This window comes from Empedobacter sedimenti, from assembly GCF_030005555.1.
Classification (GTDB): Bacteria; Bacteroidota; Bacteroidia; order Flavobacteriales; family Weeksellaceae; genus Empedobacter; species Empedobacter sedimenti.
The window spans coordinates 75,541-98,319 of record NZ_JASCQG010000004.1 but is presented as its reverse complement, the minus strand read 5'-3'; the positions used below and the strand labels follow the sequence as shown (position 1 = coordinate 98,319).

General features: G+C 30.3%; 23 protein-coding genes. 11 read left to right on the top strand and 12 right to left on the bottom strand.

The features are described from left to right. Window positions 1-94: 94 nt before the first annotated feature. The 7 genes from QHG34_RS05665 to QHG34_RS05635 all read right to left on the bottom strand — a co-directional run bounded on the left by QHG34_RS05665 (window position 95) and on the right by QHG34_RS05635 (window position 5,629). Complete coding sequence (locus QHG34_RS05665) at window positions 95-406, bottom strand: GIY-YIG nuclease family protein (RefSeq protein ID WP_282629234.1); 312 nt, start codon at window positions 404-406, stop codon at window positions 95-97. A gap of 92 nt (window positions 407-498) precedes the next feature. Continuing rightward, entirely contained in the window at window positions 499-1,758 is a 1,260-nt protein-coding gene (locus QHG34_RS05660; RefSeq protein ID WP_282629233.1) for a CinA family nicotinamide mononucleotide deamidase-related protein, read from the bottom strand. A 45-nt stretch (window positions 1,759-1,803) separates the two neighbouring features. Continuing rightward, entirely contained in the window at window positions 1,804-2,574 is a 771-nt protein-coding gene (locus QHG34_RS05655; RefSeq protein WP_282629232.1) for a GLPGLI family protein, read from the bottom strand. A gap of 1 nt (window position 2,575) precedes the next feature. After that, window positions 2,576-3,343, bottom strand: a complete 768-nt coding sequence (locus QHG34_RS05650; protein ID WP_282629231.1) for a GLPGLI family protein — start codon at window positions 3,341-3,343, stop codon at window positions 2,576-2,578. A gap of 6 nt (window positions 3,344-3,349) precedes the next feature. Then, window positions 3,350-4,132: a GLPGLI family protein gene (locus QHG34_RS05645; protein WP_282629230.1), complete on the bottom strand. Its 783-nt coding sequence runs from the start codon at window positions 4,130-4,132 to the stop codon at window positions 3,350-3,352. Between the two features lie 81 nt (window positions 4,133-4,213). Further along, complete coding sequence (lipA, locus tag QHG34_RS05640; RefSeq protein ID WP_282629229.1) at window positions 4,214-5,083, bottom strand: lipoyl synthase; 870 nt, start codon at window positions 5,081-5,083, stop codon at window positions 4,214-4,216. A gap of 39 nt (window positions 5,084-5,122) precedes the next feature. Then, a complete protein-coding gene (locus QHG34_RS05635; protein ID WP_282629228.1) occupies window positions 5,123-5,629 on the bottom strand; it encodes a methylated-DNA--[protein]-cysteine S-methyltransferase in 507 nt (168 codons plus the stop codon). 85 nt (window positions 5,630-5,714) lie between these two features. Between QHG34_RS05635 and QHG34_RS05630 the strand changes: the two genes are divergently transcribed. Next, complete coding sequence (locus QHG34_RS05630) at window positions 5,715-6,170, top strand: copper resistance protein NlpE (protein ID WP_282629227.1); 456 nt, start codon at window positions 5,715-5,717, stop codon at window positions 6,168-6,170. Between the two features lie 55 nt (window positions 6,171-6,225). On the opposite strand, the gene QHG34_RS05625 is transcribed toward QHG34_RS05630, so the two are convergent. From QHG34_RS05625 to QHG34_RS05615, 3 genes are all read right to left on the bottom strand, one after another. Continuing rightward, window positions 6,226-6,630, bottom strand: a complete 405-nt coding sequence (locus QHG34_RS05625) for an NUDIX hydrolase (RefSeq protein ID WP_282629226.1) — start codon at window positions 6,628-6,630, stop codon at window positions 6,226-6,228. A 7-nt stretch (window positions 6,631-6,637) separates the two neighbouring features. Beyond that, entirely contained in the window at window positions 6,638-7,651 is a 1,014-nt protein-coding gene (gene galE, locus QHG34_RS05620; protein WP_282629225.1) for a UDP-glucose 4-epimerase GalE, read from the bottom strand. 93 nt (window positions 7,652-7,744) lie between these two features. Beyond that, window positions 7,745-8,860 (bottom strand): DegT/DnrJ/EryC1/StrS family aminotransferase, encoded by a 1,116-nt coding sequence (locus tag QHG34_RS05615; RefSeq protein ID WP_282629224.1) that lies wholly within the window; start codon window positions 8,858-8,860, stop codon window positions 7,745-7,747. Between the two features lie 98 nt (window positions 8,861-8,958). On the opposite strand from QHG34_RS05615, the gene QHG34_RS05610 reads away from it, so the two are divergent. From QHG34_RS05610 to QHG34_RS05570, 9 genes are all read left to right on the top strand, one after another. Beyond that, window positions 8,959-10,209, top strand: coding sequence for a 3-deoxy-D-manno-octulosonic acid transferase (locus tag QHG34_RS05610; RefSeq protein WP_282629223.1), 1,251 nt, complete (start codon window positions 8,959-8,961; stop codon window positions 10,207-10,209). Window positions 10,210-10,361: 152 nt separating this feature from the next. Then, a complete protein-coding gene (locus tag QHG34_RS05605; RefSeq protein ID WP_282629222.1) occupies window positions 10,362-10,979 on the top strand; it encodes a porin family protein in 618 nt (205 codons plus the stop codon). A 134-nt stretch (window positions 10,980-11,113) separates the two neighbouring features. Next, window positions 11,114-11,491, top strand: a complete 378-nt coding sequence (locus QHG34_RS05600) for a BlaI/MecI/CopY family transcriptional regulator (protein WP_282629221.1) — start codon at window positions 11,114-11,116, stop codon at window positions 11,489-11,491. Window positions 11,492-11,575: 84 nt separating this feature from the next. Then, window positions 11,576-13,282, top strand: a complete 1,707-nt coding sequence (locus tag QHG34_RS05595) for a M56 family metallopeptidase (RefSeq protein WP_282629220.1) — start codon at window positions 11,576-11,578, stop codon at window positions 13,280-13,282. Window positions 13,283-13,514: 232 nt separating this feature from the next. Further along, window positions 13,515-14,135 carry an outer membrane beta-barrel protein gene (locus QHG34_RS05590; RefSeq protein ID WP_282629219.1) on the top strand — a complete coding sequence of 207 codons (621 nt, stop codon included), beginning with the start codon at window positions 13,515-13,517 and terminating at the stop codon, window positions 14,133-14,135. 139 nt (window positions 14,136-14,274) lie between these two features. Continuing rightward, window positions 14,275-17,385, top strand: coding sequence for a UvrD-helicase domain-containing protein (locus tag QHG34_RS05585; RefSeq protein ID WP_282629218.1), 3,111 nt, complete (start codon window positions 14,275-14,277; stop codon window positions 17,383-17,385). Then, window positions 17,385-19,190 (top strand): excinuclease ABC subunit UvrC, encoded by a 1,806-nt coding sequence (gene uvrC / locus QHG34_RS05580; protein WP_282629217.1) that lies wholly within the window; start codon window positions 17,385-17,387, stop codon window positions 19,188-19,190. Before QHG34_RS05585 ends, uvrC begins: the two co-directional genes overlap by 1 nt. Continuing rightward, entirely contained in the window at window positions 19,171-19,611 is a 441-nt protein-coding gene (locus tag QHG34_RS05575) for a hypothetical protein (RefSeq protein ID WP_282629216.1), read from the top strand. Before uvrC ends, QHG34_RS05575 begins: the two co-directional genes overlap by 20 nt. Before the next feature lie 89 nt (window positions 19,612-19,700). After that, complete coding sequence (locus QHG34_RS05570) at window positions 19,701-20,198, top strand: DinB family protein (protein ID WP_282629215.1); 498 nt, start codon at window positions 19,701-19,703, stop codon at window positions 20,196-20,198. A gap of 283 nt (window positions 20,199-20,481) precedes the next feature. Here the strand turns inward: QHG34_RS05570 and gcvT are convergent, their stop codons facing one another. Then, window positions 20,482-21,558, bottom strand: coding sequence for a glycine cleavage system aminomethyltransferase GcvT (gcvT, locus tag QHG34_RS05565; protein ID WP_282629214.1), 1,077 nt, complete (start codon window positions 21,556-21,558; stop codon window positions 20,482-20,484). A 76-nt stretch (window positions 21,559-21,634) separates the two neighbouring features. After that, entirely contained in the window at window positions 21,635-21,997 is a 363-nt protein-coding gene (locus tag QHG34_RS05560; protein WP_282629213.1) for a hypothetical protein, read from the bottom strand. A 43-nt stretch (window positions 21,998-22,040) separates the two neighbouring features. On the opposite strand from QHG34_RS05560, the gene QHG34_RS05555 reads away from it, so the two are divergent. Continuing rightward, entirely contained in the window at window positions 22,041-22,715 is a 675-nt protein-coding gene (locus QHG34_RS05555) for a YiiX/YebB-like N1pC/P60 family cysteine hydrolase (RefSeq protein ID WP_282629212.1), read from the top strand. Window positions 22,716-22,779: the final 64 nt, after the last annotated feature.

The following is a 22,779-nucleotide window of genomic DNA, read 5'->3' as shown; positions in this document are numbered from 1 at the left end:
CTATTAATTTAATAGACTAAATATATTTTAGAAAAAATTTAATTTTTTCTCGAAATTATATGACGCTAAAAAAGTTCAAAATAAATGAGCACTGTCACTCTGAGCCTGTCGAAGAGTCTTTTCTATTTTTTGATAATAAAGGTAAATCTTCAAATCTATTATTAATTAAAGCTTCTTTTTTAACTCTACTCCAACCTTTCAGTTTCTTCTCAAGAATTATTGCATCGTTTGCGTCTAAAAATTCTTGATTAAAAACAAGTTCAGTTGGTCTTCTCGAAAAAGTATAACTCATAGGATTTATTCCCTCATTATGCTCATTAATTCTTTTTTGAAGATTATTTGTCACTCCTACATAATACGAATCATCTGAACATTTTATAATATAGACATAATATACTTTTCTCATAAACAAAGCTTTATTCTTCGACAGGCTCAGAATGACCGCTGTATTAATTATAATCTTTTCATATCACCCTGATTTGTCCATGAGTTATTATTTTAACAATATTCTCTCACAAACTGAATTGACAAATTAAGTGCATTATTGGAAATAATTTTGATGAAATCTTCTCGATCTAAATAAGGATAAAAATATGTTTTATTCCATGTAGAAAGACCATTTGTAACCGAAATCCAAACTGTTCCAACCTCTCTTCCATCTTCACCTTTGTTTGGACCTGCAACACCAGTTGTGGAAATACTAATATCCGTTTTTAATTGATTTCGAACACCTTTTGCCATTTGTTCAGCGACTCGCTCCGAAACTACTGTAAATTCATCAATATCAGATTGATTTACATTGAGCATATTCACTTTTACAGAAGTATCGTACGAAACAATTGTTCCAAAATAATAAGCAGAACTTCCCGAAACAGACGTGATCAAACTTGCAATATACCCTCCTGTACAACTTTCGGCAGTCGAAATTGTCAATCCTTTTTCTTTTAAAACATCGCCCAAAACTTGTTGCGCACTTCCTGAATTTTCGGAAATCAGAAATTCACCAGCGATTAATTTGAATTGATTGATTTGATATTGAATTTCATTTTGTAAAAATTCTTTATCTGTTCCAAATGCTGAAAATCGTAAATCAATCGATGTTCGATTCGGTAAATAAGCCAAATGAATAAATTCAGGCAAATTATTCTCCCATTCTTCAACTAATAGAGCCAAATCACTTTCAGGAATTCCACTCACCAAAATATCACGATGAACAATCGTTTCTGATTGAAATTGGTTTTGTAATCTTAGAATTATCTCGTCGCGCATCAAACCTTTCATTTCGAAAGGAACACCTGGCAAATTAATGATAATTCTATCTTCTATTTCTGTCCAAAGACAAGGCGCTGTTCCGTATTTGTTCTGAATAAATGTAGATTTTTCTGGAATTAACGCTTGATCTTGATTCAAACTATTTAACTCTTTTGTGTAACCTCTTGCTTGAAATAATTGGACAATATTCTCTAAAATTTGAGGTTCTTGAACTAATTCACAATTCAAAAATTGACACAAAGCTGCTTTGGTTTTATCATCTTTTGTTGGTCCTAAACCACCTGTTACAATTACAATATCTGATTTAGAAATTCCTCGTTCGAAAGCTTCAATAATATGACTCATTTCGTCTTGAACAGAAATAATTTCTTCTACTTCAACTCCAATTGTATTCAATTGTTTAGCGATAAATGCCGAATTTGTATCGACAATTTGACCGATAAGAATTTCATCACCAATTGTGAGTAATGTTGCTTTAATTTTCATACACAAAAAAACTTGCTTAAAGTTAAGCAAGTTTATGTTGTTTATTTATTTTTTATCAATTCCATTTCCTTGAGATTGTTCGTAGGCTTCGTCTCTTTGGCGATTAACCTCAAGATTTATTTTTTTAAATTCATTTTCTGTTACAATTTCTCCTTTTTTAGGAATGGAAATCTGAACTTTTTTTAAAGGCTTTATCTTTATTGCTTCTATAACTGTAACTCTCTCCCTATCTTCAAGATTTTCAATTATTTCTTCTCTCAATACAAAACCATTTGCGCCTAAATAAATATCGGGCGAAAAGTTATTTTTGATCTCTTTTGTGTACCAAACAAGAATTTTTAATGTACCATCCGTTGCAACAGCTTGTTGAGTTTTATATCCTAAGATTTCTTTTGTCTCGTTGTTATCAACAAAATTTAAATTTTTGAAGTTATTTTTGATAATAAATTTACGTCCATATAAATCGCGTTCTTCTAGTCTCAAATTATTTTTAAAATCATAATAGAAATAATTCGTTCCAAAGTTTGTAGGTGTTACAATGAATCGCTGAATAGCTCCTTGCGAATTATTTACTTTTTTTATATAAGAAATATTAGCTTCAGAATCATTAAACTTAAACAAATAGTATTCCTTTGGCGGATTTACATTTGCCTCTATCGTTTCTCTTCTTTCTAAAGGATTTTCAATTTTTTCTTCAAACCATTTCAATCCTTTTTCATTGTATTTCGTTTTAACTTGCGTTTCATATTCTACTTCAAAATACTGCGCATTCGCAAAACTAGAAATTAAGACAATTAGTGTGATTAGTTTTTTCATATTAGTTTGATTTATCTACACCCAGGTTCTTATCCTCCCAATATTGTTTAATACTTAAATTTTGCATTTCTGTTAACTGTGATAAAGAAATTGTCTCTAACTTTTTATTAAATTTAAAAATGGGTTCTTTTCTCAATTCTTTTTTCTTTGTTGCAATCCAAGAAATCATAAATTCTGCATCACTTTTTTCATGAATGTATTTATAATGTAATTCTAAAATCAAACCTTTTGTACCATAATATATATCTGGAGAATAGTTGTAAGGTATTGATGGTGCATACCAAGCAATTATATCAACATCTTTGTAATTTCCTTTTGCTTCTTTTGTTTCAATTCCCAGAATAGTTTTTGTTTTACCTGTATCAACAAAATCTATTTTATATACAGAGTCATAAACATTAAAAACTTTTTCAAAGTAATCTTTTTCTGTATAAGAACGCTTTTCGTTATAATTTATATATGATTTTCCCCCTATTTTTGGGGAAATACTCCATCTATCAAAATCATCACTTTGCGAATTATCTATTTTCTCTATAATAGCTGATTGACTTAACTCATTATTATAAGAAAATGTATAGAACAACGTATCTATTTTTTCTAAACTTTCTAATGCTTTTTCTCGGTCTTTTTTATCTTTATAATGATTATTCAAAGATTCCATAGCTTTAGGAGTAAGACGTATTTGAGGTTGTACTTCATAATCAATTTCATAAAACTGCGCATTTGCAAAACTTGAAATTAAAATGATAAGAGCGATTAATTTTTTCATAGTAGTTTATTTTTTATCAACACCTTCTTGATTATACATTTCACTTCTTTTCTTGTTTGCTTCTTCGTAAATTTTGTCTAATTCTTGAGGCGATACAACATTAACTTTTTTACCTGGTTCCTTTATTGGAATTTTGAAGTTATACTTTTTAACATTTTTGTTAATCGTAAGTACTTTAACGTAGTTATTCAATTTACCAACATTTTCTGCTTCAAGAAAAATATTCATTTCTAAGACAAAACCTTCAATCGGTTTTACTGTAATTGGCATGAAATTAAAATCAATTTCCTTAGTAAACCACGCTTCAACATTAAATTCTCCGTATTTGGCAGTTGCTTTGTAAGCTTTATAGCCAAGAATTTCTTTTGTCTCGTCTGTAAATTTCCAATCCAATTCTTCTAAAGGAGTTATAACAATATAATTTTTTCCGTAAACATCAACTTGTCTATAATTTTCTCCATTTGCGAAATTAGAATAAGTAAGACCAAATGGTAATCCTGGAGCTGACTTTTTCACTCCACCTTGCACTCCTTGTTGATTATCAATTTTTTCTTGTTCAATTGTATTTAATTCTGTTTTTGAAGAATAAATTTTAAATTCAAGCGGTTTTGGATTTGTATTTTGATCAATATTCCATTTCCTTACTTCAGGATCTTTAATATAACCAAAACTTTTTTCAATTTGTTCTGGTGTATATTCTGTATGATGCTTGGTTTCGATAAGTACCTCATAAACCTGTGCATTTGCATAGCTTGAAATTAAAATGATTAGTGCAATTAGTTTTTTCATATTTAGTGATTAAGATTTAAATATAATAAAAAAGAGACACAATAACTTGTGTCTCTTTTAAAATATGATGAAATAATCTATTTATAAAATATGTTTTTCCGCGTGATAAGAAGAACGAACCAATGGTCCAGATTCTACATGACGGAATCCTAATCCACGTGCGAAATCTTCGTATTTCTTGAATTGTTCTGGCGTGATAAATTCTTTCAAAGGTAAATGTTTTTTCGTTGGCTGTAAATATTGACCAATTGTAATAACATCTACATTTGCATCAGCAACTTCCTGAATTGTTTCGAAAACTTCGTCTTCAAACTCACCCAAACCAAGCATAATTCCTGTCTTTGTACGACGTTGACCTGCTTCTTTTGCATAACGTAAGACTTCTAACGAACGATCATATTTTGCCTGAATACGAACTTCACGCGTTAATCGACGAACCGTTTCCATATTATGAGAAAGTACTTCTGGCGCAGCTTCTATAATACGATCGATATGTTTTTCAACTCCTTGAAAATCTGGAATCAAAGTTTCCATCGTTGTTCCAGGGCTAATTCTACGAACAGCATGTATTGTTTCTGTCCAAATAATAGAACCCATATCTTTTAAATCATCACGGTCAACAGACGTTAAAACCGCATGTTTTATTTGCATTAATTTGATAGAACGCGCTACTTTTTCTGGTTCTGCCCAATCCACTTGCTCTGGACGACCAGTTTTTACACCACAAAAACCGCATGAACGCGTACACACATTTCCCAAAATCATAAATGTTGCAGTTCCTTCACCCCAACATTCGCCCATATTAGGACAGCTTCCACTTTGGCAAATGGTGTTTAATTTATATTTATCAACTAAACCTCTTAATTCGCGATGTTTTTTCCCTGTAGGCAATTTTACACGCAACCATTCGGGTTTTTTTACTCTTCCATCTGGTAATAGCTCAACACTCATACATTACTTTTCTGATTGGCTAATTTACGATTATTTTTTCTAAAACAGATTCAATTGTTGCGATTCTAATTCCAACAAAAATTGTTTGCGTTTCTTTCCACCTGCGTAACCTGTCAATGAGCCATCCGAGCCAATTACGCGATGACAAGGCACTACGATTGCAATTTTGTTTTTCCCATTGGCGTTTGCAACTGCTCGTATCGCTAATAAATCTCCAACGGCGATCGATTGATCTTTGTATGATCTTGTTTCTCCAAACGGAATTTTGATTAATTCGTTCCAAACTTTTCTCTGAAAATCTGTTCCAATCAAATCAAGCGGAATGGTAAATTCTTTTTGATTTCCTTCAAAATAATTATTTAATTCATTTTCTAAACGATTCAAAATATCATCATCTTTTTCCAAAATTTCGCCCAAACTTTCTATTTCTTTGAGTTGTTTTTCGGTCGATTTTCCATCAAAAAACTCTAACATACAAAGTCCTTTTTCCGACTTTATTGCAAGCATTTCTCCAAGAGGTGTTTGTATTTTTTTTGAGTGAAACATTTTATCAAATTTTAGTTGAAAGTTATTAAAATATAGTCGTAATTTGGTATTAAATTTGTTGTTAAAAATATCATAAAACTTATTTATGAAAAAATCGATCATCGCGAGTGTTTTCGCATCATTTATATTATTTTCTTGCCAATCAAAAGGTGTTCAACAAGAGAACAAAACACAAAGTGTTGACAAAGCTATTCCTGCAGTAGTGGCAATGTCAGATCATAACTCTAAAAATTCTTTAGATTGGGCTGGAGAATATGTAGGTACTTTACCTTGTGCAGATTGCGAAGGAATAAAATATTCTGTTGTTTTACAAAAAGATGGAAACTTTGCTTTGGAGCAAGAATATTTAGGAAAAGAAACAGTTTACCAAGATGAAGGTTTTTATAAATGGGATGCTTCTGGAAATGTTTTACATTTAAACTCAAATGTAAGTCCATTGATATTGAAAGTGGAAGAATATAGATTGAGAGTTTTAGACCAAGAAGGAAAAGAAATCACAGGAAATTTAAAAGATAAATACATCTTGAAAAAGTTAAAATAATAAAAAACAAAAGGCAATCTCGATAACAGATTGCCTTTTATTTTTGAAATTATTTTTAGTTCAATAAATGATCATTTATCAAGTTTTCAAAAACGTTGATCACACCAATTACTTGAATTTCTTCTTGTAAATATTCTTCAAAAGTGAAATATTTAACAGCCTCAATTTCGTTTGTTGGTTTTATTTCGTCTTTCAAATCGTACAAAAAACAATCTTGTTCCATCAAAAGATTTTGTTCTCCAAACGCTTCAGCCGTAATATGACAATAAAAATTGAGCTCTTCTTTTACCAAATCCAAACTCAATTCTTCTTTTATTTCTCTTACCAAAGCTGTTTCAGAATTTTCGCCTTTATCAATTTTTCCACCTGGTAAATACCACGCTTTTTTATTTTTGCTAAATGTCAAAAGCAGTTTATTGTTCTTAATAACCAATAAACCTGCAGTTGGTAATTGAATCATTTTATTTCTATTTATCTAAACTTTTTTGCCATTCCCAAGCTGTACGCATACTTTCTGACAATTTTGTTTCAGGTTTCCAACCCAATTCTTTTTCTGCTAAAGAGTTATTTGCATACGCTTCGATAATATCTCCTGCACGACGCTCTTTTATTTCGTATTTCAATTTCAAATCATTTGCCTCTTCAAATGCATGTACAACTTCTAAAACAGTAGATCCTGTTCCTGTTCCAAGATTGAAAAACTCTAATTTTGAATTGTTTTTATTTTCAATCAAACGAGTTACAGCTTTTACGTGAGCATCAGCTAAATCATTTACATCAATATAATCCCTAATCGCTGTACCATCACGCGTTGGATAATCATCTCCCCAAACCGATAATGCTTCTCTAATTCCAGCCGCAGTTTGCGTTACATAAGGAATTAGATTATTTGGAATTCCTTTTGGTAACTCGCCAATTTTAGCTGTTGGATGCGCACCAACTGGATTGAAATAACGTAAACAAATCACATTTTTGTCAAATGCTGCAGAGAAATCTTCTAAAATTTCCTCACCCATTTGTTTTGTTTTTCCGTAAGGCGATTCAGGTTTTTTTAGTGGAGTTTGCTCATCAATAGGCATTTTATCCGCTTGTCCGTAAACGGTACAAGACGAACTGAAAATAATATTATCTGTATCAAAATCTTTCATCGCATCCAAAAGGTTAATCAAACCTAAAAGATTGTTGCGGTAATACATCAACGGTTTTTCAACAGATTCTCCAACCGCTTTATGCGCTGCGAAATTGATAATTCCGTCTATTTTATTTGTTTTGAAAAATTCGTTTACTTTTTCTTGATCTTTTAAATCAATCTCGAAATATGAAGGCTTTATTCCAGTAATAGAGGTAATTTTATCCAATACATTAATTTCTGTATTCGATAAATCGTCTATAATCACAACTTCATAACCTGCATTTTGTAAAGCTACAACTGTATGAGAGCCAATGTAGCCCAAACCGCCAGTTACTAATATTTTACTCATATTATTTTTAGTTTTTATAGTGAATTCAAATTTAGGAAAATAAAAAAGCTTCTGAAACAATTCAGAAGCTTTTTGTATTATTTTTAGGATAAATTATTTTCCAAAAAATTCGCGAACAGCAGAAGTGATATAAGCTAATTGCTCCTCATCTAACTCTGTGTGCATTGGTAAAGACATTACTTCTTCTACCAATTTGTTTGTATTTGGGAAATCTGCATCATTATAATGTCCGTTATCATACGCTTTTTGTTTGCGTAATGGAACAGGATAATAAATCATCGCAGGAATCTCTTTCTCAGTTAAGAAAGCTTGTAATTCATTACGTTTTCCATTTGTAACACGTAGTGTATATTGGTGAAATACATGAGTTGTATCTTCTCCTTTAACAGGTGTTAATAATTCGTCAATATCTGCAAAAGCTGCTGTATAATAAGCTGCAGCTTTATTACGAGCATCGTTATAATCATTCAATAAAGGTAATTTACGACGTAAAACTGCTGCTTGAACAGAATCTAGACGAGAGTTAACACCTACTTCATCATGATAATAACGTTTGTACATTCCGTGATTGACAATTCCACGTAAACGATGCGCAATATCATCATCATTTGTAAAAATTGCTCCACCATCACCATAACAACCTAAGTTTTTTGAAGGGAAGAAAGATGTACAACCAATATGACCAATTGTTCCAGCTTTTTGACCTTTATAATCCGCTCCAATTGCTTGTGCAGTATCTTCTACAACATATAAGTTATGCTCTTTTGCAATAGCCATAACCTCGTCCATATTTGCACATTGACCAAATAAATGAACTGGAATAATTGCTTTAGTTTTTGGCGTAATTGCCGCTTTCAATTTTTCTGTATCAATTGTAAATGTATCATAATCAACATCAACTAAAATTGAATTTAATTTCAATAAATCAACAACTTCTACTGTTGCAGCAAATGTAAAATCCGCTGTAATAACCTCATCACCTGGCTCCAAACCTAATGCCATCAACGCAATTTGTAATGCATCTGTTCCGTTCGCACAAGGAATTACATGTTTTACATTTAAGTAGTCTTGCAATTCAGTTTCAAATTGTTTTACTTCTGGACCATTAATAAAAGCGGCAGAATCTAAAACATTCAAAATTGCTGCATCAACGTCTCCTTTTATTTTTTGATATTGACTTTGTAAGTCAACCATTTGTATTTTTTTCATATCTTAATGAATCTATAAATCAAGCAACTAAAAAAGTTAATTTTATTCGGACAAATGTACAAAAAAAGCTCATTCTAAATTTTTAACTTTGCAAGATTGTGCAAGGATTTTATAACATATCGATTAAGGCGTACGGAACGGCGCTAAAATTAGCTTCGAATTTTAACGAAAAAGCAAAACTTTGGATTGATGGAAGAAAAAATTGGGAAGAAAAAATAGCTTCTAAAATTTCTGAAACCGATAAAGTTTTGTGGATACATTGTTCATCTTTAGGAGAGTTTGAGCAAGGTCGACCTGTTATTGAGGCGTTGAAAGAAAACTATCCGACACATAAAATAGCCGTTTCTTTTTTTTCGCCTTCGGGTTATGAAATTAGAAAGAATTATCAAGGAGCAGATGTTATTTTTTATTTGCCTTTGGATACAAAATCGAATGCAGAAAAGTTAATAAAAGTGCTTCATCCTGAGATTTTGATCTTGGTGAAGTACGAATATTGGTTCAATTTGATTACCGAATTACATCAGCAAAACATTCCGACAATTGTGGTTTCTTCTATTTTTAGAGAAAGTCAAAACTTTTTCAAGAAAGATGGAAACAATTGGTTTGCGAAAAAATTAAGTTTAGTGAATCATTTCTTTGTTCAAAATCAAAAGTCAAAAGATTTATTAGATTCTATTCAAATCACTCAAAACACAATTGCGGGCGATACACGCTTTGACCGAGTAAAACAGATCATTCATCAAGATAATCAGTTGGATTTTATGAATGATTTTAAACAAAATTCGAAATTAATTGTGGTTGGAAGTTCTTGGCCAAAAGATGAAGAATTATTTGTGAATTTAATCAACCAAAATTTAAATGATGATTGGAAAATTGTTTTTGCACCGCATAATTTGAATGATGCTGAAATCAATTCTTTTCTAAGTAAGATTAATCAAAAAGCTGTTAAATTTTCTGATTTAGAAAAAACATCGAAGCAAGATTTGATTGATTCGAAAATATTTATTCTCAACACAATTGGTATTTTATCTAAAGTTTATTCATATGCTGACATCACCTACATTGGCGGAGGTTTTGGAGCTGGTATTCACAATACTTTGGAAGCGGTAACATTTGGAAATCCTGTCGTTTTTGGTTCTAAATACAAGAAATTTCAGGAAGCAGTTGATTTAATTGAAATTGGTGGAGGGTTTACAATCTCGAATCAAGCTGAATTTGATACAATTATGAATCGCTTGATGAACGACGAAAATTACCGTAAAGAAAGTGGAAAAAAAGCGGGAGATTTTGTACAGAATTCGCCAAATGCGACTAAAATTATTTTAGATTATTTGAATAAAATTCTTTAAATTACTTTTAATTCACAGAATTTTAACAAAAAGGCATAAAAATTGTTACAATAAACCTATTATTGTGTTTTAATAAAATCATCAATCTATTGAAAATATCTACTTTAGCAATAAATATAGCTTAAGCTATCATAATAAAACAAACTAGTACAATGAAAAAACTTATTTTAGGAATAGCACTTTTCGGTGGATTAAGTGCGGCAAACGCTCAAATTGATTTAGGAGTAAAAGGTGGACTTAATTTCTCTACTTTATCAGGAGATTCTAAAAAATTGTATGATGATCAAACAAAATTTAGAACAGATTTTTATGTTGGTGGTTATGCAAACTATAAAGTAACTGATCAAATTAGCTTTCAACCAGAATTATTATACTCTAAGCAAGGAGCAGGAGTTAAAACAAATGATAATACTAACACAAAAATAGTAACGCATAACATTAATATTCCTTTAATGGGACGTTATGAAATTATGGAAGGATTGAATGTTGAATTTGGTCCACAATTAGGTTTCTTAGTTTCTGCGAAAGCGAAAAGTGAAGAAGGTAAAACTGATACAAAAGTAAAAGTAACTGACAATTTCAAAACATTTGATTTTGGATTAAACTTTGGTGCTGGATATAAAGTGACGGACGAATTAGAAATCAACGCTCGTTTTACTAAAGGTTTATCAAACATTAACAATGTTTTTCCAGCCGGAATGAATGATAACTACAAAATTACAAACACATACTTTAGTGTAGGTGTAGCGTACAAATTAGCAGAAATGTAATTCATTTTAATACGAAATATATAAAGGAGCTTTTTGCTCCTTTTTTTTGTGTTTAATCGTTAAAAAACACTAAAATATTTTGCTGAGTTTATTTTTATTCTATATTTGTAGTAATAGAAAATAAAATTGTAGACATGAAAGTAAGATTATCTAAAAAAGAAGAAGAAGTAATGGAAGTTATTTGGAGCGGAAACAATGTTTTTGCAAAAGATATTATCGACTCTTATGACGATCCAAAGCCTGCAAACACAACAATTTCTACCTTACTGAAACGTATGCACGACAAAGGTTATATTGATTACGAACAAATGGGAAACTCGCGTAGATATTTCGCTTTGGTAAAAAAAGATGATTATTTTTCGAAAGAAGTAAAAGGAATGATTTCTAACTTCTTTAATAATTCGGCAACACAATTTGCTTCATTTTTTGCAAAATCAAATAATATGTCAGTCGAAGAATTAGAAAAATTACGTGATATAATTGACAATGAAATAGATCGTAAAAAGAAATAGCGTATGATTGCTTTTTTTATAAAATTTATTCTTTGTTCCGGATTTTTATATTCGTTTTATAAACTTTTTCTGGAACGCGAAAGTATGTATAAAATCAACCGATTTTATTTATTGTTTTCGTTGATATTTTCGTTGGTTGCACCTTTTTATAAAATCAATTTACCAATTACAGCACAAGAAACAAATATTTCACCCGAACTTTTAGCTTTTTTAATGCAAAATCCTGAATTGTTGCAACAAGAAAAAGGAATCAATTTTGGTGATATTCTAAATTTTAGCTATTATATAATTGGATTCTTACTTTTGGCAAGATTCGTTTACAATTTATACGAATTGATTTTTAAAATTAAAACAGAAGAAAAAATTAAAGATCAAGAAATTACTTACATTCTTGATTTAGAATCTATTCAGCCATATAGTTTTTGGAATTATATTTTCATTCCCAAAAAACAACTGAAAAGTTTACATCAAAACTTAATTGATCACGAAAAAGCACATTGTATTCAGAAGCATAGTTTGGATATTTTGTTGATAGAGATTTTTCAAATTCTTTTTTGGTTCAATCCATTTATTTATTTCTATAAAAAATCAATCAAACTAAATCATGAGTTTTTGGCAGATGAATATGTTTTACAAAGAAACTCTGATTTAAAAACCTATCAACATCAAATTTTGGATTGTATTGCAACACAAAATCCGTCGATGATGGCGAGTAATTTCAATTTTATTCTAACCAAAAAACGCCTACTTATGATGACGAAAAATACATCAAAACGAAAAGTAAAAATCCTTTCTTTTGCTTCGTTGCCTTTTATATTGAGTGCTTTTGTTCTTTTTAGTCAAAAATCGTTTGCGCAAGAAGTTGAAAAAAGTGCTCAAAAAGTAGAAAAGGCATTGGATAAACCTGTGAAATCTCAAGCAGATAGAATCTTTGGACCAGAAACTAACACAATTAATACCGATACTATCATCAAAAATCTATCTAAAGAAGGTAGAACAATGACGAAGGAGGAGTTAAAAACAATTCTTAAAAAAAATCCTCAAAATAAAATTATTCTGAATGATGCTGGTGATATTATTTTGAATGATTCGATCAAAATAAAAGATATTGTCTTAAAAAAAGCTACAAATCCTGTCATTTTATATGATAATGATGGTAAAATTTTACAACAAATTAATGCAAAAGACATCGAAAAAATGTTTGTTAACAAGGAAGATGGTTACATTGAGATTGTAAAAAAAGATTCTGGTGTTGTTCGTATTCTGAATAGTGCTTTACCAAAAGCAAAAGATGTTAAAGTAACTTCTACTTTTAAAGAGAAAAATAATATAACTCTTAAAAGTATCAATTTTAATGGAGTTGACATAAAAAATGTAGAGTTAAAAGATGGTTATTCTGTTTACACTGATAAAAATGGAGTTGAGCATAAAATACTCAATGTAGAAATCGATGATCGATATTTAGTAAAACAAGTAGGAAAAGCTACATTAAATGATGTAAAATCGAACAAAAATCCATGGTCTATAACTGTACAACCAACAAATAAAAATCAAATTAAAACACTTGGTACTTATAAAATAGACCCAAAGGATTTTAAAAACGAAAGTGAAATAAAAAAAGTTGAAAAATTTAGAGTTGAATCTTCTTACAATGAAAACAACTTAAGTCTGAATAACGCTCTGGAATTGAGAAAGAAATCGTTACAATTGCAAGAAGCAAACACTAAAAAAATGTTGAAAGAAGTAGAAAAACAACAACGTGAACTAAAACGTCAAGAAAAAAATAATTAACATTAATTTAAACATAATCAATACAATATTTTTGTGTTTAAAATGTTTTTATATCAAATCTATTTTTTCTAAATAGTACAATTTTATAACATTAATATTAAAAAGGAAGTTTTCTCATTAGCTTCCTTTTTTTATTCAAGACAACCGAATTTAAACGTTTAATATATGTTTATAATCATTGTAATATATGTAAAACTCAATATATCTTTGGAAAAAATTTAAACTTATAAATATGAAAAAATTAATCTTATCTGCATCACTACTTATCTTAGGTGCTAACGCATTTGCACAAGAAAACGACAATGGAGTTTCTTTAGACGGAAGATGGTTTATTATGGGACAAGCTGGTTACAACTCTTCTAACGAAGGTAACACACAATCTTACAGCATTGTACCACAAGTAGGAAACTTTGTTTCTGAAGACGTTGCTTTAGGTTTAGGTATCGGTTACATCGGTAGCAAAAACGAAAGCGAAGTAAACAATGTTACAAATACTCAAAAAGAGAACTTATTTGTTGTTAAACCTTTCGCAAGAAAATACTGGGGTGTAGCAAAAAACTTATTCGTTTTTGGTGAATTATCTGTTCCTTTAGGATTTGGTAAAAACACTTCAGAAACTTCTTTAGGTAACACTACAACTACTGGTGAAGCAAAATACACTAACATTGGTGTTCAAGTTGCTACAGGTTTAGATTACTATTTATCTGATAACTGGTCTTTAGAAGCAGCTTTCGGTTTATTAGGATGGAGTTCTACAAAACCAAAAGATGGAGATTCAGCTAACTCTTTCAACTTTGGATTAAATTCAGGTGTTGATAACGGAGTTAAAATCGGAATCAAATACACTTTCTAAAATTTAGATTCTCAAATTCTTTTAAATTTTATAACAAAAAAGGAAGCTTTAATCGCTTCCTTTTTTTATTGCGTCATATTTTGTCTTTCTGATTTTATACTTTTGAGAAGATTGTTTAACTTTCCTAAAAATTCAGAATTTGTTACAAACAGGCGATTTCAAAATTTACAATGCGTCAGCCGGCGCAGGTAAAACTTACACTTTAGTTAAGGAGTTCCTTTCGTTATTATTGACAAACGAAAGTGATTATCATTTCGAGCATATTTTAGCCATTACGTTTACCAACAAAGCTGCTGGAGAAATGAAAGAACGTATCATCGAAACTTTAGAAGAAATTGCCAAAAGTCCAAATCCTGAAGAAGATCGATATATTCTTGAATTAGCTTCTGAACTAAATTTGAAGCCAGAAGTCATCAAGACAAAAGCGTACAATATTCTGATTGCGATTCTGCACAATTATTCCAAATTTTCAATTTCTACAATTGATAAATTTAATCTTCGGTTAATGAAATCATTTGCACAAGATTTAGGTTTGTCTATGAATTTTGATGTCGAAATGAACACAACTGAAATCATAAACGAATCGGTTGATTTATTGTATTCAAAAATTGGAGAAGACGAAAAATTAACGCAAACCATGATTCGTATTGCGTTGGATAATATGGACGAAAATAAATCGTGGGATATTCGCAAAACGCTTTCTTCTGACACAAACGATATTTCGAATGATCGACATTTACAAGATTTAGAAAAATTAAAAAACATTTCGTTAGACGAATTTATTCGTTATCGAAAAGTTATTTTTGATGACATAAAAACTTTGAAAGATGGTTTGATTACAATTGGAAATGAGTTTTTCGAGTTGCTTACAAATAATGGAATTTCGGTTAATGAATTACCAGGAAAAAGTCGTGGAATTGCAGCTTTTTTCCAGAAATTAAAAAACTTTGATGGTTTTGGTTTGATTTTACCAACCGATGCAAATACAAAAGATATTTTGGAAGATGGTTACCTTTCGAAAGTGAAAGATGCAACAGCAGAATCTATTTTTTCTGAGATAAAATCATTATTTACACAAGCTGCAAAAATCAATGATAATTTAATTTTATTAACTTCAATTCAGAAAAACATATCATCGATTTCGTTAATTAACGAAGTTGAAAAATCGTTGGATTCGATCAAAAAAGATTCTAATGTTTTGTTGATTAACGAGTTTAATACAATTATTAGTAAAAACCTACAAAATCAACCTGCCAATTTTATTTACGAAAGAATTGGATCGCGTTACAATCATTATTTTATCGATGAATTTCAGGATACTTCTACTCTACAATGGAATAATCTGAATCCGTTAGTAGAAAATGCTCGTGCACAATCTGATACCATTATGTTGGTTGGTGATGCAAAACAATCTATTTATCGTTGGCGTGGTGGAAATCCTGAGCAAATGATTGATTTGATTGAACGAAAAGAGAAAGAAAAAATAATTGTTGAAGAATTGGAAAAAAACTGGCGAAGCCACGAAAATATTATTCAATTTAACAATGAATTGTATTCTTTTATAGCGCCTCAATTAAATCTTGAAAAATACCAAGATATCTACATTAATGGGAACAAACAATTGACAAACGATCAAAAAAATGGTTTTGTCAAAATCAATTTTATTGAGCAAGAAGGTCGATCAAAAGATCCATTCAAAGAAAAAAATCTCGAACTGGTTTTAGATTACATCAATCAATGTTTAACGAATGGTTTTAGCTTAAGTGATATTGCAATTCTGGTTCGTAGTAATGCACAAGGAATTTTATTAGCAAAATATTTAACCGAAAATAATTTGGTTGTCATCTCAAACGAAGCTTTGTTGTTAAAAAATTCTTTCGAAATTCAATTAATTGAATATTTGTTCAAAATCACTTCTAATCCTCAAGACGAACAATCAAAAATCAGATTCTTGATGGTCGCTTATGAGCTAAATTTATTCACAACAGATGATTTAACCATTACAGTAGAAAAAGCGCTGAAAGGCGGATTGAATAAGTTTTTAAGCTTAACTAATTCGATTGGGTTAGAATTAGATTTTATACAAGATCAAAATCTCTCATTGTATGATTTTACAGAAAAAGCGATTCGAACTTTACATTTACAAGAACGTTCTCCAGCTTATATTCTTAGCTTTTTGGATGTTATTTTAGATTATTCATCGAAGAATGAATCAGACTTAAATTCGTTTTTAGAATATTGGTCAACAGCAAAAGATAAAGCAAGTATCAAAACACCAAAAGGTGTAGATGCGATACAAATTATGACGATTCACAAATCAAAAGGTTTAGAATTTCCTGTTGTAATTTTACCTTTTTTGGATTGGAAAACGAAGAATTCTAAGATTTGGATTCCATTACAAAAGGATGAAGAAAATCCGTTCGAAACATTTTATGTTGGCATCAACAATGATTTGAGATTAATCAAAAATGAAGCGATTAAATCAAAAATTGATGAAGAAGAGAATCTTTCTCAATTAGACGATATTAATACACTTTATGTAGCCACAACGCGTGCAAAAGAGCAATTATATATGATTGCAGAAAAGCCGAAAGAATCGTCAAAAACACAAAGTATTGCAAATTATTTATACGATTATGTAATACAACAAGGATTTACAGATGACGAAGTAATTTTAAAAGGTTCGGCTGAACGAATTTCTAATCCAAAAAAAGTAGAAAACACTTCGGAAGAACTAAAAATATATTCATCAGATTGGAACGAACGTTTGGTGATTAACACAAACTCGGAAAAAGCGCAACAAAAATTAGCTTATACAGAATTTGGAAATACAGTTCATACCATTCTTTCACAAATTGTTACTGAAAAAGATTTACCAAAAATTATAGAAAGTGAAAAACAACGCGGAACAATTTCGGCTGAAAATGTAGAACATCTTCAAAATATCTTGCAAAATTTGCTTCAAGATGTTAAATTAGTTCCATATTTTGCTGAAGGTTTGACAATTTTGAATGAGCGTGATTTTATTGATTCAGAAAGTCAAATTTTCAGAGCTGATCGTGTAGTTATTGATACAGAAAATAATTGTACAATTATAGATTACAAAACTGGTCAACCCGATTTAGATCATCATTTTCAAGTAAATCGTTACGCACATTTTTTTGAAAATTTGGGATATAAAATTCAATCCAAAATATTGATTTATATTGATGACGAACAGCAAAAAATTAATGTGGTAGAGGTATTTTGATGAATGAAAATGTAAAACTAAAATTAGCAAGTTTGCCCGAAACGCCTGGCGTTTATCAGTATTACAACAAAAAAGGTGATTTACTTTATATAGGTAAGGCAAAAAACTTGAAACGTCGTGTAAATTCTTATTTCAATAAGCAACACGACTCTAAACGTTTGCGCGTTTTAGTGAGCAACATTGACAACATCGAAACCATCAACGTTAATTCTGAATATGACGCATTGTTACTGGAGAATAATCTAATTAAAGAACATCAACCACGCTACAATATTCTATTAAAAGATGACAAAACCTATCCATGGATTTGCATCAAAAACGAACGTTTTCCTCGTATTTTTTCTACTCGAAACATCATCAAAGATGGATCTGAATATTTTGGTCCATACTCTAACGTAAAAATGATGCGTGTTTTGTTAGGTTTAATCAAAGAATTGTACCAAATCAGAACATGTGCTTACGATTTGAGCGAGAAAAATATTGAGAATAATAAATTTAAAGTCTGTTTAGAATATCACATCGGAAATTGTCAAGGTCCTTGTGAAGGTTATCAAACTGAAGAAGAATATGCAGAACAAATTTCTGCAATTCGAAATATTTTTAAAGGAGAATTTAATGAAGCAAAACAATATTTAGTCAATAAAATGATGAAATATGCTTCGGAAATGATGTTTGAAAAAGCGCAGATTGTTAAAGAGAAAATTGAATCTTTACAAAATTATCAAGCTCGTTCGACAGTAGTTTCTCCTACAATCAGCAACGTAGACGTTTTTTCTATTTCGTCTGATGAAGAATATGCGTATGTCAATTTTTTGAAAATTTACCAAGGTGCAATAATTCAGTCACATACAGAAGAATGGAAAAAGAAATTAGACGAAACGGACGAAGATTTGTTAGAACGTGCGATTATTGATTTTTCGGAACGATTTAATTTAACTTCGAAAGAAATTTATGTTCCGTTCGAGTTAAGCTTAGAAATTCCGAATCGTAAAATTACTGTTCCGAAAATTGGTGAAAAGAAACATATTATTGATTTATCACTAAAAAATACGCGAATTTATCGTTTAGAACAACTTAAACAAACCAAAATCGTTGATCCTGATCGTCATACCAATCGTATCATGAATCAGATGAAAATTGATTTACGTTTACCTGTAGAACCTCGGCATATAGAAGGTTTTGACAACTCTAACATTCAAGGAACTAACCCTGTTTCTGCTTGCGTTGTATTCAAAAATGGTAAACCAAGTAAAAAAGATTACCGCATTTTTAATGTAAAAACGGTTGAAGGTCCGAATGATTTTGCCACAATGGAAGAAATGATTGAACGTCGCTACACCAGAGTTTTAGCAGAAGGAGAAGAATTACCACAACTAATTTTGATAGATGGAGGAAAAGGACAATTAAGCTCGGCTTTAAAATCAATTGATCGATTAGGTTTGCGTGGAAAAATTTCGGTGATTGGAATAGCAAAACGTTTGGAAGAAATTTATTATCCAGACGATCCATATCCATTATATTTGGACAAAAATTCGGAAACGTTAAAAGTGCTTCAACATGTACGAGACGAATCGCACCGATTTGGAATTACGCGTCACAGAAATCGTCGAAGTAACAATGCATTTAATTCTGTTTTAGAAGAAATAGAAGGCATTGGTCCGAAAACAATTAAAGAATTATTAACAATTTTTAAGTCCGTTGAACGAATAAAAAATGCATCTTTGTTAGAATTAACAGATGTTATAGGACAATCTAAAGCAAAAAAAGTAAAAGACTATTTTTCTGATGAAAAATCTACTCGTTGATAGAGATTTAACGTCTCTACTGAACAATCCAAAGTTACAAGCCATTTTGGCCATTGTTCCCATTACATTATTTATACTTGGCTTGTTAAGTTATTTTGGAATTTTCTTTTCTATGTTTAGTACGCTCGATGCGCAATTAGGACATATGGGAAGTTCAAAATCGCTACTTAGTGCACTTTTGGGTAATTTGATCATCTTTATCTTTTTGGTTTTGATGAGCTTTTTTACAGGAGTTATTTCATTTGTATACTTTGTTGTACATGCTGTAAAAAATCCTAATTTGATTAAAAGTGATGATCGATTAATCTGGATTATTGCCATTATTTTTGGTAATGGTTTAGGCATTTTTATTTATTGGTTAATGCAAATAAAACGAAAAGATCCGCGTCCTGTGATCGATTTATACACAGACGAAATCTAAAAATATAAACTGCTTTACAATTTAGTAAAGCAGTTTTTTTTATTATTTAATTCAAAAAATTGTACCTTGAAACTACAAAATCAAAACATATGAATATCATCAAGTTATTACAAAACGAATTGCAAAATGAATATCAAATTACAAAAGAATTCATTGCAAAATTTCCTGAAAACAAAACAGATTATAAACCTCACGAAAAAAGCATGGATATTACAACATTATCCAATCATATCGTTGAAATTTTTGCTTGGCCAGCATTAGTTTTACAAACTGATAAACTAGATTTTGCTGCAGGCGACTACAAGCCAACCAACTTTAAAACAACAGAAGAGTTATTAAAAAAATTAGACGAAGATTATCAAACTGGTAATTCAATTTTAAATAATGCTACGGAAGAAGATTTAACAAAAAACTGGAAAATTACTTCTGGTGAAATGGTTTTTGCAGATTACACAAAATACGAAGCTATTCGTCATGCTTTAAATCAGATTACGCATCACCGTGCACAATTAGGTGTATTTTACCGCTTACTTGATATTGCATTACCTTCTAGTTATGGTCCTAGTGCAGATTCAGAAAAGTTTTAAATAAAAAAGGCTTCTTGGTAGAAGCCTTAAAATCATAATTAGTGTTAATTAATATCACTGATCAGTAATATTGATATCTCAAAAATATAATATTTGTCATATTTCTGCAAATATTTTGATAACATTTTTTAAGAATTTTTAACATTTTTATTAGATTCGAATAAATTCAAAATAAAATAAATGAATTTCTAATTTTTGGATTGAAAAAATCAGGATAAATAGTAATTCAATAAAAAAGCTTCCAATAAAATTGGAAGCTTTTTTGTGAAAATTTATTTTAATCTTAAACAAAAGGAGTTTTCACAACTTCTGCTAATACATTTTTATCACGAATCTGAATTCTGATTGTTGTTCCTACTTTAGCAAAATCTGTATGTACATACGCTAAACCGATTCCTTCTTTTAACATTGGAGATTGTGTACCAGAAGTTACAATACCAATTGTATTTTCGTTATCATCAACAACTTTATAATCATGACGAGGAATTCCTCTTTCGATCATTTTGAAACCTACTAATTTCTTCTCAACTCCAGCCTCTTTTTGTGCTTTTAAAATATCTGAAGAAATAAAATTTGTATCCAACTTTGTTACCCAACCAAGACCAGCTTCTAATGGAGTTGTGTCATCGTTAATGTCATTTCCATATAAACAGTAACCTTTCTCTAAACGTAACGTATCACGAGCAGCTAAACCGCAAGGCTCAATTCCGAAATCTTTACCAGCTTCCATTACTTTTTTCCACATTTCTTCGGCTTGTTCGTTTGCGAAATAAATTTCAAAACCTCCAGAACCTGTATAACCAGTTGCAGAAATAATTACATTTTCCATCCCTGCAAAAGTTCCAATTTCGAAGTGATAGAATGGAATCTCAGCTAAATTAACATCTGTTAAAGATTGCATTGCTTCAATCGCTTTAGGACCTTGAATTGCTAACAAAGACATCTCATCAGATTTGTTTGTTAAATCTGCTCCAAATGTATTGTGTTTGTTCATCCAATCCCAATCTTTATCGATGTTAGATGCATTTACAACTGCCATCCACTCGTCATCAGATATTTTATAAATGATTAAATCATCTACAATTCCTCCTTTTTCGTTTGGCATTGCATTATATTGAGCTTGACCAATAGCAACTTTTGTTACATCATTCGTCAATAAATATTGTAATAAATCTGTAGCTTTTTCTCCTTTCAAAAAGAATTGCCCCATATGTGAAACGTCAAAAACGCCAACTTTTTCTCTTACTACAAAGTGTTCTTGGTTAACACCTGCGTATTGTACTGGCATTTCATATCCAGCAAAAGGAACCATTTTTGCACCTAAATCTTTGTGCTTCTGGTTTAATGCAGTTACTTTCATTGTTTGTTTGCTTTGATAAGTTTATAATTCTCCCAAAAATAAGGAATTTATAAATAGAAAATGAGTAGAAGTTAGTTTATCTAATTTTGTGAATGATTTTTAGATTTCCTTGAGTTGCTTTATAAGGCTCAAATCGCATGATTGATTTTCCTTTGATAAATTTGGTCTGAAATTTTTCATTGATTTTCCCTACAAGTTTTGTTGGCTGACAATCTTCACAAGCCTTTATAATAATGGTGTCATTTGTTTCACCTTTTACTTTTACAATTTCGTACGAATAATCTGTATCCAAACGAGAATTAATAACATTTTCAATCGGTTTATCAAAATCATCTATAAAAAAAACACGTCGATCTTTATTGCTTCCAATGATAATCGCAACACCAACTAATATCAATAAAATAACAATTGATAGGGTCAAAATTTTTTTAAAATCCATCTTTTTGGTTAATTCGTAGTTTAAAAGTAATAATTCATTCCGAATGAAAAAAATATTCGTTTTATTTCCTATCTTTTTACTCCTATTTACATTGACAATGAATAGCTGTACACAAACAAAAAGTATAACTGAAAGAAAAATTATTACGTTCAAAAATATCCAAAATGGAGATTTGATTTTTGTTGGTGCGCAAACAGAAGAACTTTCGGGCGCGATAAATAGAGTAACAAAAATAAATGATGAAACAAATTTTGATCATGTTGGATTGATTGAAAAAACTGATGATTCTATTTTTGTTTTACACGCCGCTCCAATGGGCGGATCACAACGAGAAGAAATTCATCATTTTTATACTTCTCAAACCGAAAAAAACAATAAAATTGTCATTTATCGTCTCAAAAATGAATATCAATCAACGATTCCTCATGCAATTAAAAAAGCTAAAACAATGCTCGGAAAACCTTATAATTGGTTATATATTTTGAATGATGACGAATTATATTGCTCCGATTTTATAGAAAGAGCCTTTCGTGATGATAAAGTTTTTGAACTAATTCCGATGAATTTCAAAAACAAAGAAACCGGAATTATTGATGATTTTTGGATAGATTTTTATCGTAAAAAAGGAAAAAAAGTTCCGCAAGATGAACCTGGAACAAATCCAAATCAATTGGCAACTTCTAAGAAATTAATTAAGGTTGGGGAGGTGATTTTATGAAAAAGAAAAAAATAATAGGAGTTATATTTCTAATTATATGCTGCACATCTCTCTATTTTAATTC